Raw genomic sequence first — 18,179 nt, 5'->3', positions numbered from 1 at the left:
GGCAACTCAAAGGCGAGCAGGCGTTCGTCGGGGCCGCGACGTTCTGAACAGCATCAGCCGAGGCCCTCTGCGAGTGCCGGGGTCAGTTCAGCCGCTCGGTGATGTGGACCTCGACGTCGTCACCGTCGGTCTTTCCGATAGCCGTGCGGATGGCAGCAGCCACCGGGAGTTTGTGGGTTCCGTCGCCCAGGGCCATGAACGCTCCGGTGAACGGGTGACCGTCAACTGTGCCGGCAACCTTCACCAGACCCCTCGTGCCGAGGATCTGTGCTGAATCAGGGAGCTGAACGCAGGTCCACGTGTCTCCGGGGCGTGCCTTGCCCAGGCGAGCGGTGAATGTGATGTCCAAGGAACGTGAGTCCGCCATCTTGGTCCTCCGTGCTGTGTAGCAGAACGTTGGGGTGGCTAGCGGGAATCGATCTGTTCGGTGTCCTCGAGGTAGACCAAGCCATTGCCATCGGGGTCGGTGAAGGAGAACATCGCCGGGATTCCCTCCATGCGCACGAGTTCCTCGTTGTGCAGGGTCACCCCGGCCGTACGGATCTTGTCATGGGCTTGTTGAGCATCAGAGGTACCCAGCCGGATCGCGATCGGGATCTGGCTGTCGTGCGGCAGCAGCACAAGGGAGACACTCGAGCCCGGCGGGGCGACCTCGATCATTCGCGCGCCCGGCCAGACCTCCATATCGGTGCGGAGTTCGCATCCCAGCACCTCGGTGTAGAACTTCAGCGCGGCGTCCTGGTCAGACACCGGAATCGACACACTGAGCACTCTCGTCGTCGTTGTCATGCTGATCAGACTCTGCGGCCGACCGAGACTCATCGCTTGCCCTGCCGTTGTCGCGGATTCTTGGCCACAGATTCGGTGTTCGACTTTGGGCAAGATGCGCGTTGTCGGCGCCGCCGACCGTAATCATCGATGCCATGAGCAATCAGAAGATGTTCGGGGTCTACCGGGGCCTCGTGGCTGAGAACGTCGACCCGGAGCAGACGGGACGGGTTGCCGTCGCCCTGCCAGCCGTTGCGGGCGCCCAGACACTGTGGGCGGCAGTCGTACAGCCCCTCACAAGCGTTACACAGGAGGTGCCATCCGTGGGAACAGAGGTGCTCGTTGCCTTCGAGGCGGGCGACCCCAACCATCCCTATGTGATCGGCGCGGTGTGGCGAGAGCCGCCGACGCCTGCCGTACGGTCCCTGACATTGCGCAGCGGACATCAGGTGGTGATCGACGAGCCCGCGCAGAATGTTCGGCTGCTGCACCCCAACGGAACGGAGTTGGTCGTGGAATCCGATGGCAGTCTGACGATTTCCGCTCCACTGGTCAGGTTGAATGCGGCCACCGCCAAGTTCAGCGGTACCGTCACATGCACGACGCTGGTGGCGAGCAGCGGGGTGATATCACCGTCCTACACACCCGGCGTCGGCAATCTGATGTGACGAGTTCACGAAAAGCGCGCAGAATTCTCAACGTCTGCGGGATGGTTCGGTGGCCGCGGGAAACCCGTACTCGGCCCACCGATCGATGACGGTGCGCTGTACCTCCTCGGGATAGGAGGTGCTGAACTGCGCGGCGATTCCGTGCGTACGACCAGTTGCGAGTTGCTCTGGCTGCATCAGGCTCATCACGGACTTTCCGCCCCGTCCATTCGCGACGTCCTCATCGGTGAGGTATGGCACCAGGGGTATCCCAGGCGCGTCACGAAACACATACTCGCCCAGGCCCGGCCGGTAGCGGGTTGACATGGCCCACGCCAGTGCACCGATATCTGTGATGTCGATATCGTTGGCGACCAGGAGCACTTTCGGCACCAGCCACCCGGCAGCCGAGGTCGGCAAGGACTTACTTCGCGGCCTGACGACGGAGGAGCGCGCGACACTGCTGGATCTGCTCCGTCGAGCCCTCGACTCCACGGGTGCGCCTTGATGTCGGCGACACAGAACCCCTGGCTGCCCCAGGGGCTTGCCTCGGAGCAGAAATCATCCTGACACTGCGCCGCGACCAGCTGAAGGTGTCCGAGGCGGCCGGCGTTCGCCATCCTGCCCGGCCGTGAAGGTCGTTCATTGGCGCCACCACTCGTCCGTTGACATATGCCGCCACATGTCAAATGATCGCGGGGCACCCGGATAGAGCGAACGGGGATCGCGCGGTGCACCGAGATGGGGGTTGCTGATGGCGCGTTCTACCGAACTCGACCGGGGTGAGGCGGGCTCTGGCGTCGAACCGCCGATCGAACCGAAAGTGCGCAAGACGTTCGGGCTGCTCGAACGATTCGCGCCCGCACTGGGCGCGAGGTGGGCGATCGAACTCTGGTGCACGCCGCCTGCGGTGGAGATGAGCTTGCGCATGCCACCGGGAGTTCCTCCGGGGCAACCGGTTGAGGCTGCGTGGGACGGCCATCGGATCTGTGGCGAGGCGTGGGGGGAGGGCGCGCCGGTGTATTTGGTGCACGGGTGGGGCGGTTGTCGCGCCCACCTGGCCGTCCTCGTCAAGCCACTCGTCGACGCCGGACACCGCGTTATCGCGTTCGATTTGCCCAGCCACAATGAATCCGACCCCGGCGCACTCGCCCCGGGCCGCACCACGATCGTGGAGTGCGCCGAGGCAGTCCGCGCGGTCGTGCGCGAGCACGGTCCCGCGAGCGCGATCGTCGCGCACTCGCTCGGCGCCAAAGCCGCCGCGCTGGCGGTGGCGCAAGGCACACCCGCCGAGCGGCTGGTGTTTCTGGCGCCGATGGGCGACTTCTCTTTGTATCTGGACCTTTTCGCCGATCGTCATGGTTTCGGTCAACGTATCCGCGACCGGCTGCACCGCCGCCTCGACCGCCGCCTCGGTATGCCGCTGTTCGACACCGACATAACAGCGGTGGCCGCGCGCAGCGACAATCCGCCGCTACTGCTTGTCCACGACCCTGACGATCCCGACAGCCCATACGAGACAAGTCAAGAAATCCTTGGCATGTGGCCGGCGGCGAGCCTGGTAACCACCCGTGGGCTCGGACGTCTCGCGCACTATCGAATACTGCGGCACCGCCCCGCAATTCGCGCCGCCGTCGATTTCCTCACCACCGCGTCCGACCGCGAGGGCTAATCGCCGGAGCCCGGGGGCAGGAGGAGTGCGACCACGGCAACAAGGTACACCCGAAACTCGTTCCTGGACAGCATCATTCGTCACAGTGACGAATAATGCCTTGCAACATGGTCATGGGAAGGGGATAGGAGGGATCGCGGACGGTAGATGAATCTGGGGAATCGCGGCAGGCAACTCAACTTGCGGTACGTCTGCCGGAATTTGCGCCCGTGGAATCTCGTTCGGCAGTTGCACCGTGGGGACGGAACTCGGCAAAGGCACCGGTGGAATGTCGCTGGGCAACGGAAACGGTGGAACGTTGGCCGGCACCGGCAGCGTCGTCACCGGATCATCCGATGCGATCGGCCGCATCGAATCGGCACCACAGGCGGCGGTGATCGCCACTGCAGACGCTAGGGACAGGAGCAGCGCAGCTCGCCGGCGCGTCCGCTCCGTCGCAATCGACATCTGACCAACCCCTTGCGATTCACCAACGACGCTATCACCGGATCGACACCTGGACCTGCTGTCGGGCTCCACACCACGCCGGGCCAGCGAAGGCCGGAAGAGCCTGCAGGGCAATCGAATTAGCGCACACGGGCACCACCCTGTAAAACGTCACTGTGACGTAATCTGCGATATGGGGAAACTTGCACTGGCGCTGGGGTTGGGCCAAGAGGCTGGCGTGCGTATCCAAGAAGTCGAACGTGTTGCGGCGGGATCCGTGGCGGCCCGGCCGCCACGGACCGCGTGTTCGGTTTGCACATCGCACAGCCACGCAACGAGCGAGACGGATGATGGTTGGACACGGGAAGGCCCAGAGGCTTGAGTCCGCCGCAGGTAAAGAAGGTGGCAGTACGTCGCCGCCCTTATCGCCACATTGGAACTGTGCCGATAAGCTACATTATGTCAAGTTATCTACTGTATATTGCTCTGCCGCCCAACGGTTCTCGCCTATCGGGCTGTCCGGGTCGCATCGCACTTGGCGGCTTTCTCGTCGAAGTTGGGCGCACCGCGACATGCCCGCGGTTGCCGGCTGGGGCGTCACCCGAGCCGCCGAGTGCGCCAGCGCGACAGATCCGCGTCGAGCACCGCAGGATCGCGTTCGGGAAACACCTCTCCGGTGATCTCCAGGTGCCGGATGCGGCCGAGGTGAAATCCGCGGATGCCTTCACGCAGCCGACACCATCCGACGAACATCCACGAATCACCGCCGCGCAGCAGACCCATCGCCTCCACGTCACGGGTGGTGTGGGTCTCGCCGTCCTCGGAGGTGTATTCCAGCCGTACGACCCGGCGCGCGGCGACCGCCTCGGGAATCAGCGAGATCGCCGCCTCGGACGGCGACTGGGCGTCGATGACGAACATAGACGCCAACGCCTCATCGACTGGCGCGAGCTGATCCTCGCGGCTGATCGCGAGGACCTTGCCCCGCGCCCGACGCGCCGCCGCACCATATGGAGAGTTCTCCAGCAAACCAAGCCCCGCGAGCACCGCCAGCGACTCCGGTACCGAGAGATTCAGCGGCGGCAGGGAGTGTTCCCGCAGGATCGAATACCCGCCTGACACCCCGTAGTCGGCATAGATCGGGACCCCCGCGAGCTGGAGCGACTGGATGTCACGCTCAATCGTGCGCTTCGACACCTCGAACTCCTCAGAGAGCCGAGCGGCCGACAACGGCCGGCGTGATCCCCGCAGCAGATCGACCAGCGCGTACAACCGCTCGGCTCTCCTCATGAATGTGAGTCTCCCCCGGTCTCAGGTGAGGTGCGCGCGCGTCCCGCCCACCGACCACACCTCACGGATCAGCCCATCCTCGGTGAAGTCGAAGACATCGATCCCTCCCGCAGCAACCTCCCCGTCCTGCACGTTCCACAGCATCCGCCCGCGCGGGCCGTCCACGGCCCGCGCGACCTCGGTGAACACCACATCCGGATGCTGCTCGCGATACCGATCCAGGAACCGAACGAAACTCTCCGCGCCCAGCACGTCGTCGCCCGGGTTCGACCCATCCGTCTCGGAGATCAGGAAATGAATCAGGAAATCCTCACTGCAGATCCGACGAGCGATCTCACTGTCGGTGTTCCACATCTCCAACCACACCGCGAGCGCCGCATCCGCAGCAACCGAGTTTGTATCCACCATGTTCGTGTTCTTGTTCATGACACCAGCATCAGACAGTGTCGCGACAACGGTATGTCGGTGTTTGTGTGCCCAGTCGAGGGGCACGACACAACACGGAGACTTGCCGCAGCGGGCCCCACGGGTTCAGCGGGGGCCTTTGACCACACGTGGCCTGCCGCGGTCCGCCGCCACGGTGCTCCACACCGACTGTCTCGCGTACCCCGGCGTCGATCTTCGAGCTCTTGGGTCGAAGATTATGCAGAGATCGAATATGCAGTGTTACCAGTAGCCGTAGCCTCCTGCCAGGCTCTACGCATGGCCAGCCCAACGGTGCATAACGGATCGGGACGTACCCGCGCCATCTGTTTTCGCGGCTTTGACTTGCCGCACCCGTCGAGTGGAGAGCAGCGGATCAACCCAGCGACGGCGCGGCGCTCATAGATCCAGCACGATACGGAGTGCCGCATCGACGCGGCGCATCTCATCGAAGCTCAAGAACCCGACGCTCTTGCCGAGCCGGCCCGGGTCGACCGCCGCAGCCTGTTCGGCAAGTACCCGGGTATTGATGCCGCCGATTTCAACCTCAGGACGAAAGCTGGCTGCACGAGCCGACGTGGAGGTTGGCGCAACCAGCCAGGTCGACAAAGGCAACTGATCCGACTGGACTACTACTGCATAGCGGGAACCGGACTGCTCATGACTGCGACTCCCCCGCGGTGCACTCAACCGAAAGACCTCACCACGCACGCAGCGTATCCATATCGCGTAGCACCTGCATGGCCTCAGCGCGGTCAGACACGTCTTCAGCAAGCCTTTCCGCCTCGGCACGAATCGCCGCGCCGGCCTTCCGCCGGGCGGCATCGATAAGCGCAGATCGAACAACTGCGGACACAGCCGTTCCGTCTTTGGTCAAGACCTCCAGAGCCTTCGATGTGTCTTCGTCCGGCCGGAAGGTAATCGTGTCAGCCATAACGACAGTGTACGACGTTTTGTAAGACAGGCACCCGATTCACGTGATGGGCTGAAGAAGCGCCCCTTCCCAGACCTACGAGCAATCCGCGACGGTGCCAATTGTGCATTTTGTCAGGCGCGCCAGTACGACCTGCGGTTGTCGCTAGTCGATAATCACGACTTGTGAGCGAACAAGCATCCACCCTCGTCGGGCCGCCTACCAACCTGGCCGCCGGCATTATCAAGGCGCTGCGACCTCGACAATGGATCAAGAACGTCCTCGTGGTGGCTGCACCTTTGGCGACTCTGGGCGGCGATGTCCACTACGACTACCGTGATCTCTTCTTCAACGTGGGTGTCGCGTTTGTGGCGTTCAGTTTGGCTGCATCCTCGATCTATCTCGTCAACGACGCCCGTGATGTGGAGGCCGACCGCCAGCATCCCACCAAGCGGTTCCGGCCTATTGCCGCCGGGGTGGTCTCCCCTGCCCTCGCCTATACGTTGGCGATCGCGCTCGCCGCGGCTACGCTGGCGATTTCCGCCGCGATTGCACCATCGCTCGCGCTCGTGATCGCGGTCTATCTGGCGATCCAGCTTGCGTACTGCTTCGGTCTCAAACATCAAGCCGTGCTTGATATTTGCATCGTCTCCTCGGCTTACCTGATGAGGGCGATTGCTGGTGGCGCAGCGACCGGCATCCCGCTATCGCAGTGGTTCTTGTTGGTGATGGCGTTCGCATCGCTGTTCATGGTCGCTGGAAAGCGCTATGCCGAACTGCAGCTCGCTGAGCGGACCGGCGCGAAGATCCGCAAGTCGCTGGAAAGCTATACCAGCACATACCTGCGATTTGTGTGGACGATGTCCGCCACAGCCGTCGTCGTGTGCTACGGACTGTGGGCGTTCGAGCGCGACGGGCATTCCGGGTCATGGTTTGCCGTCTCAATGGTCCCGATCACCATCGCAGTCCTGCGCTATGCCGTCGACGTCGACGGTGGCATAGCCGGCGAGCCCGAAGACATCGTTCTCAAAGACCGCGTGCTGCAGGTACTCGGCCTCGCGTGGATCGCGATCATATGCGCTGCAATCGCTTTCGCTTGAACGTAGGTGGCCGTAGGACGCAGTCCAGAACCCGGTTCGGCATTCCCTGGGCGCGCTCGCGTCTGGATCGGGCGGGTCGATTGCACTAACAGTGGTGGCATGACGAACGACGGCCGGCGGATGACGACTCCCCTACGCGCCACCTGGCCAAGCCGCGCGCCGTAGGCTCACGGCGTGCACAACGTGACCCTTGCCAGCGCCGCGTCAACGGCGACACTGACGATGGGGCTGGCAGCCTATGCAGCGTTGATCTTGGCCGGCATCGCGGTGGCGATCTACGACGTACGCCGGCACCGCCGGGGCCGGGCGATCGCCGCCGCGGTGATGGTCGGGGTGCTGACCCTGGGCGGGCTGGTTATCGCAATCGTGAGCAGTGTCGCGTGAACTGCGACAGCGCGCTGGGCGAACCAGTACTCGTTGCAGCTGCTGGGCGTCCGCTATTCCGCTGAGCGGAAATAAGGTTCAACCGTGCCACTGACCTTGACGACCATCGGATTTCCGCGGCGATCCTTCGCGGTAGGGACTTCAACACGCACCCAACCCTCGGCCACGTTGTATTCGTGGACATTGGTTTTCTCGACGCCATTGAAGCGAATACCCACGTCGCGGCGAAGCACCTCTTCGCTATAGAAAGCGCTGCGCGGATCGATGGAGAGGTGATTCGGTGGAACGTCTGTGAACTGATCCTCGGACATGATGGCCTTCGTTGAGTGCTCGGACTGTTCTCGAAGAATCTACGCGACCATGCCGTATCGGGTTGCGCGTAGGCCCTTAGTTGGCCACCGGGCTGGGCGGGTTTTCGCAGGGCCTCGACGTCAGCGCGGACGAGACGATGGAATACGTGCCCGACAGCACCGGAGCAGTGCTCGTGCGCGAGGCTTATGACCACGCTAAGCGGCCTGCCTGCCCGGGGAACACCACCAGGGTGGACACTATGACGTGGCCCTTTCTGCAACAGTGTTCAAAGTCGAACTTGGCGTCTCCGATGTCGATCACGGCTACTACGCCGATCACACGCTGACCGTGGCCCGTCATCCCAGTGAGACCGATGAGCGGATGGTGGTGCGGTTGTTGGCGTTTGGGCTACGCGCACACCGGCTCAACGACGTCGACGGTGAGTTGGCGTTCGGGGCGGGCCTGTCCACCCCTGGCATACCGGACGTACGGCTCGCGGACTACACGGGCCGGATCCTGGAGTGGATCAACGTTGGCCAGCCCGATGAACGCGCCTTGAGTAAGGCGGCCAGCCAGGCTGACCAGGTGCTGCTGTTCCCGTTCGCCGCCGGCGTGGCCACCTGGTGGCGCACCGTGGGACCCAAGGTGGCGAAACTGCCGAACCTGTCGGTGGTGCAGATACCGCACGCGGCGGTGCAACAATTGGCCCAGAGTGTCGATCGACGGGTCTCGGCGCAGGTGATGGTCATGGAAGATCAGGTGACGATGACCGTGGGCGGTGTCGACGTCGCCTTCACGCCCGAACCACTTCAGTGAGCGTCTGAGCCCCGGTACTTGTCGACGTTGGCGCCATGGACGCTGACGTCATCGTTGTCGAGGGCTGGCAGTCGGTGACGCGCCCTGGCCTGGCCTTCCTCACAATCGTCCTTGCCGGCACAGTCGTGGATATCGGACACGTTCGGTCAGTGCCTCCGGGTTATCCGCTCGACACGGTTTCCTTTTCGAGAGCAAGGCGCACCACTTGCGCGGGTCGCACGATGCCGTCGGTGGGTGGCTTGGCATGTCCACCATCGGTGGTGACGTAAGCGACCCGTCCGTAGTCACCCGGCGCCCTGCCCCAGACGATGCTCGACGGGCCCACCAGCGAATCGGTGAACGGATCACCCGCGACGATTGCCGGCTCCGGCCCGTGGCCCGGCTGTAGCGGAACCCGATGGATGGTGTTGTCGATGTGGGTGGTGATGTAGGCGACGCCGGCCTCCTCGTCGAGGCAGAAGTCATCGACCGCGTGGATGCCCTCGGCGATCAGTTCCGGCGCACCCTCCGGCTCGTACGTGCGGGGATCGACCCTCACGCGCAGGAAGCTCTCCGTCGCGGACCCGGTGTAGTACAGGTGACCGGTCGAGGCGGCGTAGCGCACGCCGTTGACGCCCGGCATCGGGATCTGCACGGTGGATGACAGCACCACCGGCGCGAACGGGTCGGTGTACGACGGCGCCATCGACTCATGCTGTAGCCACAACTTCACGGTGGCACTCAGACCGCCATCGCTGAGGTCGACCCGCCAGATGAGGCCCTCCACACAGTCGGCCACGAGGATCACGTTCGGCGCCAGGAGGCACGCGCCGTTTGGCCCCGCACTGTCGGGAGCAAAGGTCAGCACCCGGGAGGTCGGCACCGCGTCACCCGGCGTCCACCCGCGAAAGTCGAAGCGGTGCAATGACGGATCGCCGAGCGTTCCGACGTAGAAGATGGCGGGTTCAGTCTCGACGATGCCCATGGTGAGCCCGTCGAGCGTCGCGATGAGGAGCGGCTCGACCGGGATGGTGCTCGTCGGCGCGGGCACGTACCACAGCTCGCTGTGGTTGAGGGCCGTCACCAGGAGGGATCCATCACCGCGTACCGCGATGTTCTCGAGGAAGTAGCTCGGCGGGAAGTTGGCCACCGCTGCGAGGGTGGTGTTCGCGGTGTTGCTGAGGGTCATGATGCTCCTTCGAAATATGCTGTTACGTCGATGTGTCGTTATCCGGCCGCATGTTTCAGCGGGGCGCCGGCACCTCGAAAAGGCTGAGCAATGCCGATACGGTGAGGTACTGCCCCATCAGCGCGACGATGTCGAAAAGGCCGCGCCGACCGAAGGCCGTTTCCGCAGCCCGATACAACGCGTCGTCGATGCGATGGGCCTTCGAAAGTTGCTGCGCCAGTTCAGCGGCGATCAGTTCGTCACCGTGAAGGGACGTCGGAACTTCACCATGGGCCAACGCCTGGATGGCCGCCGTGTCGATCCCGGCGTTGGCCGCCAGCACCGAGTGCGCATAGAGCTCGTACTCGGCGGCCCACACTCCCCCGACCGCCAAGATGACGATTTCGCGGATGCGCTCGTTGAGCATGGCGAACTTCGAGTCGGCAGCCGCGAAAGCCAGGAAGCGAGAGGCGATCTCGGGATGATGCATGAACGCGTTGAATGGACCGATCAATCGGTCATCTGGTGAGGTGATTTCGAATCCGGCGTTGATGGCCCACGGCAATTGTGTGGTTCTCACCGAAGCAGCCAGGTCCTGCTGCTCGGGTGACAATCCGGCGGGGTCGACCAGTGGTAAACGCCCGCCGAGCTTTTCATTCACGGTAGCCAAGGAATTCTCCTTCGATGTGGATGTTGCTCCGGCGCCGTCGTTCTGGAGGAAGTCCGATCGGCCGCACAACTCCACGCTGCCTCACCGTTTGCCATCTGTGAAGTGCATCATTTGCCTAGTAGCACATGCATGACACGCATAGTTCGAGGAAGGTCAGGCCAGAGGCAGTTGCGACCCATCAGGCTTCGACGGGCGGCGCCCCGGAAGGCGGTGAGGCGGTCACGCCCTGCAGGATGCGCCGCAGCCACCGATGCCATGGATCGGCGTCCATCCGCGGGTGCCAGACCGCATAAATGGTGAACGGCGGGATGTCAGGTGGCGCCGGGATCACCTTGGTCGCACCGTCATCGGGCACCCAGGACAGCAGTCGCGACGGGAAGGTCAGCACCAGGTCGGATCCGGGCAGCGCTGCGGGAGCGGTGACATGGAAGGGAGTGGTCAGTTGAATGCGCCGCGACACGCCGAGGCTGTGCAGCGCGGGATCCACGCCGGGCTGCATCCCCTCTTCGACGTCGATCGCCAGATGAGGCCAGCGCAGATACTGCGGCAATCCCATGGACCGCCGCTTGGCCAGCGGATGATCGGCCGCCACTACACAGACGAACCGATCGCTGAAAAGCTTCTCGGCGCGATATCGCGGCGGCGGCGTTCGCCCGAGTGCCAGCAGGTCGATACTGCCGCCCTCGAGCTTGTCTAACGCCCGACCGTCGAGCACCTCGAATGAGATCGTCGACCCCGGCGATTCGGCGCGGATGGCTCGGGCGAGGGCCGTTCCGAACGCCGACACCGTGTAATCGGTGAGCATGATGCGGATATCACGGGCCGCCAAGGCCGGATCGAAAGCATCCGTACCAAACAGCTCGTCCAAACTCGGTAGGAACGTTGAGATTTGAGCGCGGATTCGCTCTGCGCGCGGCGTCAGGGCATAGCCCTCGTCACCGCGCACAAGCAGTTCGTCGTCGAAGAGCCGTCGCAGCCGGTGCAACGTGCGGCTCATCGCAGGTTGACTGATGCCCACCCGCTCGGCGGCGCGAGAGACGTGTCTTTCGTCGAGCAGCGCGACGAGACCTGGGAGCAGGTTGAGGTCAACCCGATGCAGATTCAACGGGCGCATGGTGTACAGCGTAGCCAATGCGCGACGGTTATATGGCCGACCGTCTCACATGTCCAGGCCCCCTCTTCATCCAGGAGTATGGCCGGAACGAATATGGCGGTCTACCAGTGAAGCACGTCCGACTGCGAGTGGCGGTCACGCTCCCCATTTGGACTGCCGCCCAACCTTTTCTACCCGTGGAGGAGATGCTCTCGCAGTGACTCTGAGTGACTGTAGGAAGAGCTCGTTCACATCTCGTCGAGTATGAGTGCTTCCGTTCGCGCCGTACGCTCACGGCATGCACAACGTGACTCTGGCCAGCAGGTGATGGTCATGGAAGATCAGGTGACGATGACCGTGGGCGGTGTCGACGTCGCCTTCACGCCCGAACCACTGCAGTGAACGTCTGACCCACCACATTTCGCTGCCGTCACAGGTCGCTCGCGTTTCGACCCAGCAGGTCGTGTTCCAGGAAATCTCGGAAGATTCGCGCGAGATTCTTCGCTGTTGCGTCGGAGTAATCACCGAGTCGGTTTCCGAGTTGAAAGGCCTCATTGATGACGGCCCGCCGTGGCAGTTCAGCAAGGACCTCGTCGCCGAATTCCGTCTCTACCCGTTCCCTGATCGACTGGTCGATGCCGTTTCTACGGTCGAAACCAGATAAAACCACACCACACCACCTCAGTGGATGCGTTCGTTGGATGCGCTCAACTCTGTCACGGGCCTCGCGGGCTTTGCGTACAGCGTCAAGGGTCGGAGTGATCGGCGCGTACGCAACGTCACCTAGATGCATTGCCAGGGCTTCCAGAGAGCCAGTGCGGCCGCCAGTGTCGATCAGGACAACCTCATAACGGCCAAAGATGCCGGCAGCGTCAAATATGGCCCGCAACAATCCCGTGTCCGATACGCCGAAGCCCGCAACACGGCCTAAGGAAGCACCCGCAGGTAGCAAATCGATTCCGGGCCATCGAGTTTCAATGATCTCCTCATCGATTCGCTTCGCTCCCTTGTCGGGATTCCCCCAAAAACTGATATCGGCATCCTCAAGCACTGAACCCAGGCCGGTCGAATGCTGCGAAACTCCGAAGTGGTTAGACAGATTTCGCTCTGGGTCTGCGTCGACTAACAACGCGGAGATCCCAGCCCGCGAGGCCTCCCCCGCCAGCATCATCTGCCATAGCGTTTTCGCTGTTCCGCCCTTACCCGAAAGCACCAGCGCCGAAACAGCTACCACTGTGAGCCTCTATGCAATGCCTGACGCACCTCGCTGCATTCCCCCATCGTGTTCGCGCTGTTGCCAGACACCGCGCGTTCTCAGCGTATATGCCGAACAGCGGATAGCCCTTCGTCACCCGGCAAGACGGAAACGGTTTCGCCACCCGAAAGGTCCACTGGTCAGTATGTGGGCTTTACCAGGAGGTCGGTGTCGTATCTACCCCAATGCCAATGCAACGAACCGTTCTGCGATGAGCCGATGGGTAGCGGCGTCCGGGTGCAGATTGTCGGGTAGCGGATGTGCCGCCTCGTCGCGAGGTCCGTACAGGTCGAGACCATCGACATAGGATAGATGCGGATCCTCGGTCTGGCGCTGCGCCACGATCTGAGTGAGCTGCTCGCGGATGCTCTGGAGCGTGAGCCGCCGTAGCGCCGCGTTCGGAACCTCCGCATCGGCCGGGTCGCCCAGCGCAATAAAGCGAATCGTTCCTGCTGCCAGCGCTTCCTCGTCGAAACTTCCCGGCCCTGGCGTAGATTCGTGAATCGGACAATGCAGTGGGCCGATGACCATGATTGGCGTCGTTGGGTGCCCGTCACGGATGGTGTCGAGGAATCCGTGTACAGCGGGACCGAACGCGCGTTGGCGCATCAGGTCCGAATTCACCAGGTTGATACCGATCTTCACGCTGATCAGGTCGGCGGGGTGGTCACGAATTGTCCTGGCGACGAACGGATCCAGCATTGCGCTACCTGCAAAGCCCAGATTCACCAGGTCGAGGTTCGCGTGAGCGGCCGCCAACGCGGGCCACGTGGTGCTGGGAGTGGCGGCGTTGGAACCCTGACTGATCGAGCTGCCCTGGTGTACCCAGATGGGTCGGTCCGCCGGGGCGGCTGCGATCGGTGCATCCGTACGCAAGGCAATCAATTCGACTCGCTCGTAATGCGGCAGCCACAGCTCGACCGTCTTGTCCTGTGGAGCAAGCCCGTCGAAGCGAAGGGTCGCCGCCTCACCTTGCTCCATCTCCGTCGCACCCGTTGCCGGGTCGATGCGCACCAGATCACCGCCATACACCGTCGCATGCTGAACCCGCCGACCATCGACCAGCAGATCCACGGCACCGTCGGCACGCGGCGGCACGCCGGTCAATACAACGCGTGTCCGCAGCAGATCGAGCTCGATAAGTGTCGCGGTCGTTCGCACCGCGACACGCACACCGGAGGGCTGCGCTTCAGCACTCAACAGTTGCGGGTCGTCGCATCGCGCACGTGCGCTCCGCGGCAAGCGGTGCGGAAGTTGGCCGCGGCCAGTATCTTCGAGCTCTGCGGGTCCACGAAACAACTCGATGGTTATGGGGTGCGAGATGATGACGAAGCTCCTCGAGGTCGTACCCCAGGCTACCTGAGTTCCCAACTACGCCCCGCCCATGTGGCTTCCCGCAGCCTTGCGCTACACGCCGCCGCGGCGCAGCATCCTGCCCTGTGCCGTCTTGAAGTCAATCTTCTTGCCGCGCAACCAGGTACTCGTCACGACCCCGGCGAGCGCACGTCCGTCGTACGGGCTGATCGGGTTCTTGTGGTGCAGCTTGTGCACGTCGACGACCTGCGCGGAGTCGGGCTCGAAGATCGCGAAGTCGGCGTCGTAGCCGAGGGCGATCTTGCCCTTGTTGTTCAGTCCGGCGAGTGCGGCGGGTTTGGCCGCCATCCATTCGAGCACCTGCGTGAGCTTGATCCCGCGACGCTTTGCCTCGGTCCAGATCAACGACAGGCCGAGCTGTAGCGACGCGACACCGCCCCACGCAACGCCGAAGTCACCGTTCTCGACGTCCTTCAGGTCGACCGTCGACGGTGAGTGGTCAGAGACGATGCAGTCGATGGTGCCGTCGAGCAGGCCCTGCCACAGAAGCTCCCGATTCGACGCCTCACGGATCGGTGGGCAGCACTTGAATGCGGTTGCGCCGTTGGGGATCTCCTCGGCCAGCAGCGTCAGGTAGTGCGGGCAGGTCTCGACGGAAATCCGGACGCCGTCGCGCTTTGCGGTCGCGAGCATCGGCAGTGCGTCCGACGACGACAGGTGCAGGATATGCGCGCGGGCACCGGTCCACCGAGCGCGCTCGATGACCTCGGCGATCGCCACGTTCTCGGCGCCGCGCGGCCGAGACGCGAGGAAGCGTTCGTACCGGTCACCCTCGGCCGTGGGGGCATGGTCGATGGCGCGGGAATCCTCGGCGTGCACGATCATCATGGAGTCGAAGCCGGCCAGTACGGCCATGTCCTTCTCCATCTCATCGGCGTCGAGATGCGGGAACTCGTCGACGCCGGAGTGCAGTAGGAAGCATTTGAAGCCGAACACGCCGTCGTCGTGAAGTCCGCGCAGATCGTCGGTGTTGCCGGGGATCGCGCCGCCCCAGAAACCGACGTCGATGTGCGTCTTGCCCGAGGCAGCCGCGCGCTTGGCATTCAGTGCTTCGACGTTGACCGTCGGCGGAATCGAGTTGAGCGGCATGTCGATCAGCGTGGTCACACCGCCCGCCGCGGCTGCGCGGGTGGCGGAGTCGAACCCCTCCCATTCGGTGCGGCCCGGCTCGTTGACGTGCACGTGCGTATCGACCAAGCCCGGGATCATGACCTGCTCATCGGTGAGTTCGACGATCTCTGTGCCGGTGAGGCCGCTCCCCAGCGGCTCGATGGCGACGACGCGACCGTCGCGGATACCGATCTCTCGGGCGACGATTCCGGCCGTCGTCAGCGTGCGTTCGCCGCGGACCACCAGGTCGAATTCAGGGTGGTTCAACGTCTCGGGTGCGGCGGCGGTCATCGGCAGCTCTCCATGGCTAGCAGCATAATTCCTCATCGTGGAAATGACACTCCACCCTGCGACCCACTCTAAGTGTGAGCGCAGACACAGTCAATCGCGTCAAAAGCTTGACAGTCGGCATCTGCATACGACTTACTTACTAAAATCGTGGAATAGTACTTCCACATAATGGAATGTATGCGTCGGTGTTGAGCGCCGTCGCACTGACCGTGACAGGCTTATCCATGACCACAGAGTCCACCGGGCTCATCGGCGACTCCGGTCGTACCGATGCGGCCCCGTTCGCCAACGTGAGCCCGTTCTTGTACAACGCCGATCTCGCGCCCACCAAGCGCGAAGGTCGACGGTGGAGCGCGTACAACATCTTCACCTTGTGGGCGAACGACGTGCACAGCCTGGGCAACTATTCGTTCGCCATCGGCCTGTTCGCTCTCGGCCTCGGTGGGTGGCAGATCCTGCTCGTTCTCGGACTCGGCGGCGCCTTCCTCTTCCTGCTGCTCAGCCTGTCCGGGTTCATGGGAGAGAAAACCGGCGTCCCGTTCCCGGTGATGAGCCGCATCTCGTTCGGCACCCGCGGCGCCCAGATCCCCGCCGTCATCCGTGGCGCGGTCGCGATCGCCTGGTTCGGCATCCAGACCTACCTCGCGTCGGTGGTGCTGCGCATCTTGATCGTCGCGCTCGCACCATCGGCCCAGACCCTTGACTCGAACAGCTTCCTGGGGCTGTCGACACTCGGATGGATCTCGTTCGTCGGGTTGTGGGTGATCCAGGTGGTCATCGTCAGCTACGGCATGGAGATGATCCGCAAGTACGAGGCGGTCGCCGGTCCGGTCATTCTGATCACGATGGTCGCGCTCGCGATCTGGATGCTCAGCAGCGCCGACTGGACCATCGCGTGGACCACACCCGACTCGCTGACCGGCGTCGACATGTGGCTGAAGATCGTTGGCGGCGCCAGCCTGTGGGTCGCGATCTACGGCACGTTCGTCCTCAATTTCTGCGACTTCACCCGTAACGCCACGTCGAAGCGGGCCATCGTGAAAGGCAACTTCTGGGGCATCCCGCTCAACATGCTGGTGTTCGGCAGCATCGTCATCACCCTGGCCGGCGCTCAGTTCCGCATCGACGGGCGCGTCATCGGTTCGCCCGCCGACATCGTCAAGGAAGTGCCGAACACCCTGCTGCTGGTACTCGCGGCACTCGCACTGCTGATCCTGACCATCGCGGTGAACCTGATGGCGAACTTCGTCGCCCCGATCTATGCCCTCAACAACCTGTTCCCGAAGCACCTCAACTTCCGTCGCGCAGCACTCATCTCGGCCGTCATCGGGCTGGTGATCCTGCCGTGGAACCTGTACAACTCCCCCGCCGTCATCAACTACTTCCTCGGTGGCCTCGGCGCCATACTCGGGCCGCTTTTCGGCATCATCATGGCTGACTACTGGCTGGTGCGTCGTTCCAAGATCAACGTTCCCGCCCTGTTCTCGACCGATGCGCTCGGTGAATACCACTACGCGAAGGGCGTCAACGTGCGTGCCGTGGTTGCCTTGGTCATCACTGCGGTAGTGGCACTCCTGATGGCGTTCGTTCCGGCGTTCAAGGTCGTCTCGGAGTTCTCCTGGTTCATCGGCGCAGGACTCGGTGCGATCGTGTACTTGCTGGTTGCAGACCGCCGGGGACCGTTCCACGATGTCTCCGGCGAGCCGATCGCCGTGGCGAGCACGCACTAGTAGGGACTGCCATGAGAATCCTCGTAGCCAACGTCAACACGACGGTCTCGATGACCGATGCGATCGCCGAGTCAGCACGCGGTGTCGCATCGCCGGGTACCGAGATCGTCGGAATCACACCGCGTTTCGGCGCGGACTCGTGTGAAGGAAACTTCGAGAGCTATCTCGCGGCCATCGCAGTCATGGACGCGATCACGTCATACCCCGAGCCGTTCGACGCGGTGATCCAGGCCGGCTACGGCGAGCACGGTCGGGAAGGTCTGCAGGAGTTGCTCGACGTCCCGGTGGTGGACATCACTGAGGCGGCCGCGTCGACAGCGATGTATCTGGGACACAAGTACTCGGTCGTCACCACGCTCGACCGCACCGTCCCGCTGATCGAAGACCGTCTCAAACTCGCCGGCCTGGACGCACGATGCGCGTCGGTGCGGGCGTCGGGCCTTGGTGTGCTCGAACTCGAGTCGGATCCGGATCGGGCCGTCGAGGCGATCGTGCGCCAGGCGCGAGAGGCCGTCGAGAACGATCACGCCGAGGTGATCTGTCTCGGCTGCGGCGGTATGGCCGAGCTCGAAGCGAAGGTGAGAGCCGCGACCGGAGTCCCGATCGTCGACGGAGTCCGCTCGGCGGTCACCATCGCCGAAGGCCTGGTCCGGATGGGTCTGTCCACCTCGAAGGTGCGCACCTACGCGACGCCGCGCGAGAAGAAGGTCATCGGCTGGCCAATCCAGCCGTAGGCCAACGACATACGCGAGACCGGGCGCCTCAATGAGGCGCCCGGT

General features: G+C 63.4%; 22 protein-coding genes and 1 pseudogene. 8 read left to right on the top strand and 15 right to left on the bottom strand.

What is annotated here, in order from left to right:
- Positions 1-82 precede the first annotated feature (82 nt).
- Together ACZY08_RS28770 and ACZY08_RS28765 are read right to left on the bottom strand one after the other, a co-directional pair.
- Positions 83-367, bottom strand: coding sequence for a DUF1905 domain-containing protein (locus tag ACZY08_RS28770; protein WP_463748013.1), 285 nt, complete (start codon positions 365-367; stop codon positions 83-85).
- Positions 368-405: 38 nt separating this feature from the next.
- On the bottom strand, positions 406-789 hold the full coding sequence (locus ACZY08_RS28765; protein WP_463748012.1) for a VOC family protein: 384 nt from the start codon (positions 787-789) through the stop codon (positions 406-408).
- 134 nt (positions 790-923) lie between these two features.
- Between ACZY08_RS28765 and ACZY08_RS28760 the strand changes: the two genes are divergently transcribed.
- Positions 924-1,436: a phage baseplate assembly protein V gene (locus ACZY08_RS28760; protein WP_463748011.1), complete on the top strand. Its 513-nt coding sequence runs from the start codon at positions 924-926 to the stop codon at positions 1,434-1,436.
- A gap of 27 nt (positions 1,437-1,463) precedes the next feature.
- On the opposite strand, the gene ACZY08_RS28755 is transcribed toward ACZY08_RS28760, so the two are convergent.
- Positions 1,464-1,808 carry a hypothetical protein gene (locus ACZY08_RS28755; protein WP_463748010.1) on the bottom strand — a complete coding sequence of 115 codons (345 nt, stop codon included), beginning with the start codon at positions 1,806-1,808 and terminating at the stop codon, positions 1,464-1,466.
- Between the two features lie 361 nt (positions 1,809-2,169).
- Here ACZY08_RS28755 and ACZY08_RS28750 point away from each other — a divergent pair, with 361 nt between their 5' ends.
- On the top strand, positions 2,170-3,087 hold the full coding sequence (locus ACZY08_RS28750; RefSeq protein ID WP_463748009.1) for an alpha/beta fold hydrolase: 918 nt from the start codon (positions 2,170-2,172) through the stop codon (positions 3,085-3,087).
- 111 nt (positions 3,088-3,198) lie between these two features.
- On the opposite strand, the gene ACZY08_RS28745 is transcribed toward ACZY08_RS28750, so the two are convergent.
- From ACZY08_RS28745 to ACZY08_RS28725, 5 genes are all read right to left on the bottom strand, one after another.
- Positions 3,199-3,471 (bottom strand): hypothetical protein, encoded by a 273-nt coding sequence (locus ACZY08_RS28745; protein WP_463748008.1) that lies wholly within the window; start codon positions 3,469-3,471, stop codon positions 3,199-3,201.
- Between the two features lie 639 nt (positions 3,472-4,110).
- Positions 4,111-4,803: a helix-turn-helix transcriptional regulator gene (locus tag ACZY08_RS28740; protein ID WP_463748007.1), complete on the bottom strand. Its 693-nt coding sequence runs from the start codon at positions 4,801-4,803 to the stop codon at positions 4,111-4,113.
- Positions 4,804-4,824: 21 nt separating this feature from the next.
- Positions 4,825-5,229 carry a nuclear transport factor 2 family protein gene (locus ACZY08_RS28735; RefSeq protein WP_463748006.1) on the bottom strand — a complete coding sequence of 135 codons (405 nt, stop codon included), beginning with the start codon at positions 5,227-5,229 and terminating at the stop codon, positions 4,825-4,827.
- A gap of 396 nt (positions 5,230-5,625) precedes the next feature.
- A complete protein-coding gene (locus ACZY08_RS28730; RefSeq protein WP_463748005.1) occupies positions 5,626-5,937 on the bottom strand; it encodes a type II toxin-antitoxin system PemK/MazF family toxin in 312 nt (103 codons plus the stop codon).
- A complete protein-coding gene (locus tag ACZY08_RS28725; protein ID WP_463748004.1) occupies positions 5,927-6,160 on the bottom strand; it encodes a hypothetical protein in 234 nt (77 codons plus the stop codon). Before ACZY08_RS28725 ends, ACZY08_RS28730 begins: the two co-directional genes overlap by 11 nt.
- A 164-nt stretch (positions 6,161-6,324) precedes the next feature.
- On the opposite strand from ACZY08_RS28725, the gene ACZY08_RS28720 reads away from it, so the two are divergent.
- Positions 6,325-7,239, top strand: coding sequence for a decaprenyl-phosphate phosphoribosyltransferase (locus ACZY08_RS28720; RefSeq protein ID WP_463748003.1), 915 nt, complete (start codon positions 6,325-6,327; stop codon positions 7,237-7,239).
- 174 nt (positions 7,240-7,413) lie between these two features.
- Positions 7,414-7,623 carry a hypothetical protein gene (locus ACZY08_RS28715; protein WP_463748002.1) on the top strand — a complete coding sequence of 70 codons (210 nt, stop codon included), beginning with the start codon at positions 7,414-7,416 and terminating at the stop codon, positions 7,621-7,623.
- A 53-nt stretch (positions 7,624-7,676) separates the two neighbouring features.
- Here ACZY08_RS28715 and ACZY08_RS28710 read toward each other — a convergent pair whose 3' ends face one another.
- Positions 7,677-7,934 carry a DUF3297 family protein gene (locus ACZY08_RS28710; protein ID WP_463748001.1) on the bottom strand — a complete coding sequence of 86 codons (258 nt, stop codon included), beginning with the start codon at positions 7,932-7,934 and terminating at the stop codon, positions 7,677-7,679.
- A gap of 244 nt (positions 7,935-8,178) precedes the next feature.
- On the opposite strand from ACZY08_RS28710, the gene ACZY08_RS28705 reads away from it, so the two are divergent.
- Positions 8,179-8,730 (top strand): YaeQ family protein, encoded by a 552-nt coding sequence (locus ACZY08_RS28705; RefSeq protein WP_463748000.1) that lies wholly within the window; start codon positions 8,179-8,181, stop codon positions 8,728-8,730.
- A gap of 160 nt (positions 8,731-8,890) precedes the next feature.
- Here the strand turns inward: ACZY08_RS28705 and ACZY08_RS28700 are convergent, their stop codons facing one another.
- The 3 genes from ACZY08_RS28700 to ACZY08_RS28690 all read right to left on the bottom strand — a co-directional run bounded on the left by ACZY08_RS28700 (position 8,891) and on the right by ACZY08_RS28690 (position 11,661).
- Complete coding sequence (locus ACZY08_RS28700) at positions 8,891-9,898, bottom strand: hypothetical protein (protein WP_463747999.1); 1,008 nt, start codon at positions 9,896-9,898, stop codon at positions 8,891-8,893.
- A 55-nt stretch (positions 9,899-9,953) separates the two neighbouring features.
- Positions 9,954-10,547, bottom strand: coding sequence for a carboxymuconolactone decarboxylase family protein (locus ACZY08_RS28695; protein WP_463747998.1), 594 nt, complete (start codon positions 10,545-10,547; stop codon positions 9,954-9,956).
- A gap of 178 nt (positions 10,548-10,725) precedes the next feature.
- Positions 10,726-11,661, bottom strand: a complete 936-nt coding sequence (locus ACZY08_RS28690) for a LysR family transcriptional regulator (protein ID WP_463747997.1) — start codon at positions 11,659-11,661, stop codon at positions 10,726-10,728.
- Positions 11,662-11,961: 300 nt separating this feature from the next.
- On the opposite strand from ACZY08_RS28690, the pseudogene ACZY08_RS28685 reads away from it, so the two are divergent.
- Positions 11,962-12,042: pseudogene (locus ACZY08_RS28685) on the top strand (YaeQ family protein); the annotation flags it as partial.
- A 28-nt stretch (positions 12,043-12,070) separates the two neighbouring features.
- Here ACZY08_RS28685 and ACZY08_RS28680 read toward each other — a convergent pair.
- The 3 genes from ACZY08_RS28680 to allB all read right to left on the bottom strand — a co-directional run bounded on the left by ACZY08_RS28680 (position 12,071) and on the right by allB (position 15,670).
- Positions 12,071-12,874 carry a ParA family protein gene (locus ACZY08_RS28680; RefSeq protein WP_463747996.1) on the bottom strand — a complete coding sequence of 268 codons (804 nt, stop codon included), beginning with the start codon at positions 12,872-12,874 and terminating at the stop codon, positions 12,071-12,073.
- 198 nt (positions 12,875-13,072) lie between these two features.
- Complete coding sequence (locus tag ACZY08_RS28675) at positions 13,073-14,221, bottom strand: SGNH/GDSL hydrolase family protein (protein ID WP_463748074.1); 1,149 nt, start codon at positions 14,219-14,221, stop codon at positions 13,073-13,075.
- Positions 14,222-14,302: 81 nt separating this feature from the next.
- Positions 14,303-15,670 (bottom strand): allantoinase AllB, encoded by a 1,368-nt coding sequence (allB, locus tag ACZY08_RS28670; protein WP_463747995.1) that lies wholly within the window; start codon positions 15,668-15,670, stop codon positions 14,303-14,305.
- 224 nt (positions 15,671-15,894) lie between these two features.
- On the opposite strand from allB, the gene ACZY08_RS28665 reads away from it, so the two are divergent.
- Both ACZY08_RS28665 and ACZY08_RS28660 read left to right on the top strand, forming a co-directional pair.
- Entirely contained in the window at positions 15,895-17,400 is a 1,506-nt protein-coding gene (locus ACZY08_RS28665) for an NCS1 family nucleobase:cation symporter-1 (RefSeq protein ID WP_463747994.1), read from the top strand.
- 11 nt (positions 17,401-17,411) lie between these two features.
- Complete coding sequence (locus tag ACZY08_RS28660; RefSeq protein WP_463747993.1) at positions 17,412-18,134, top strand: aspartate/glutamate racemase family protein; 723 nt, start codon at positions 17,412-17,414, stop codon at positions 18,132-18,134.
- The last annotated feature ends 45 nt before the right edge of the window (positions 18,135-18,179 follow it).

This window comes from Mycobacterium sp. IDUB_9 (assembly GCF_055419505.1).
The sequence above is the reverse complement of the archived record's forward strand: the minus strand, read 5'-3'. Positions and strand labels throughout refer to the sequence as shown.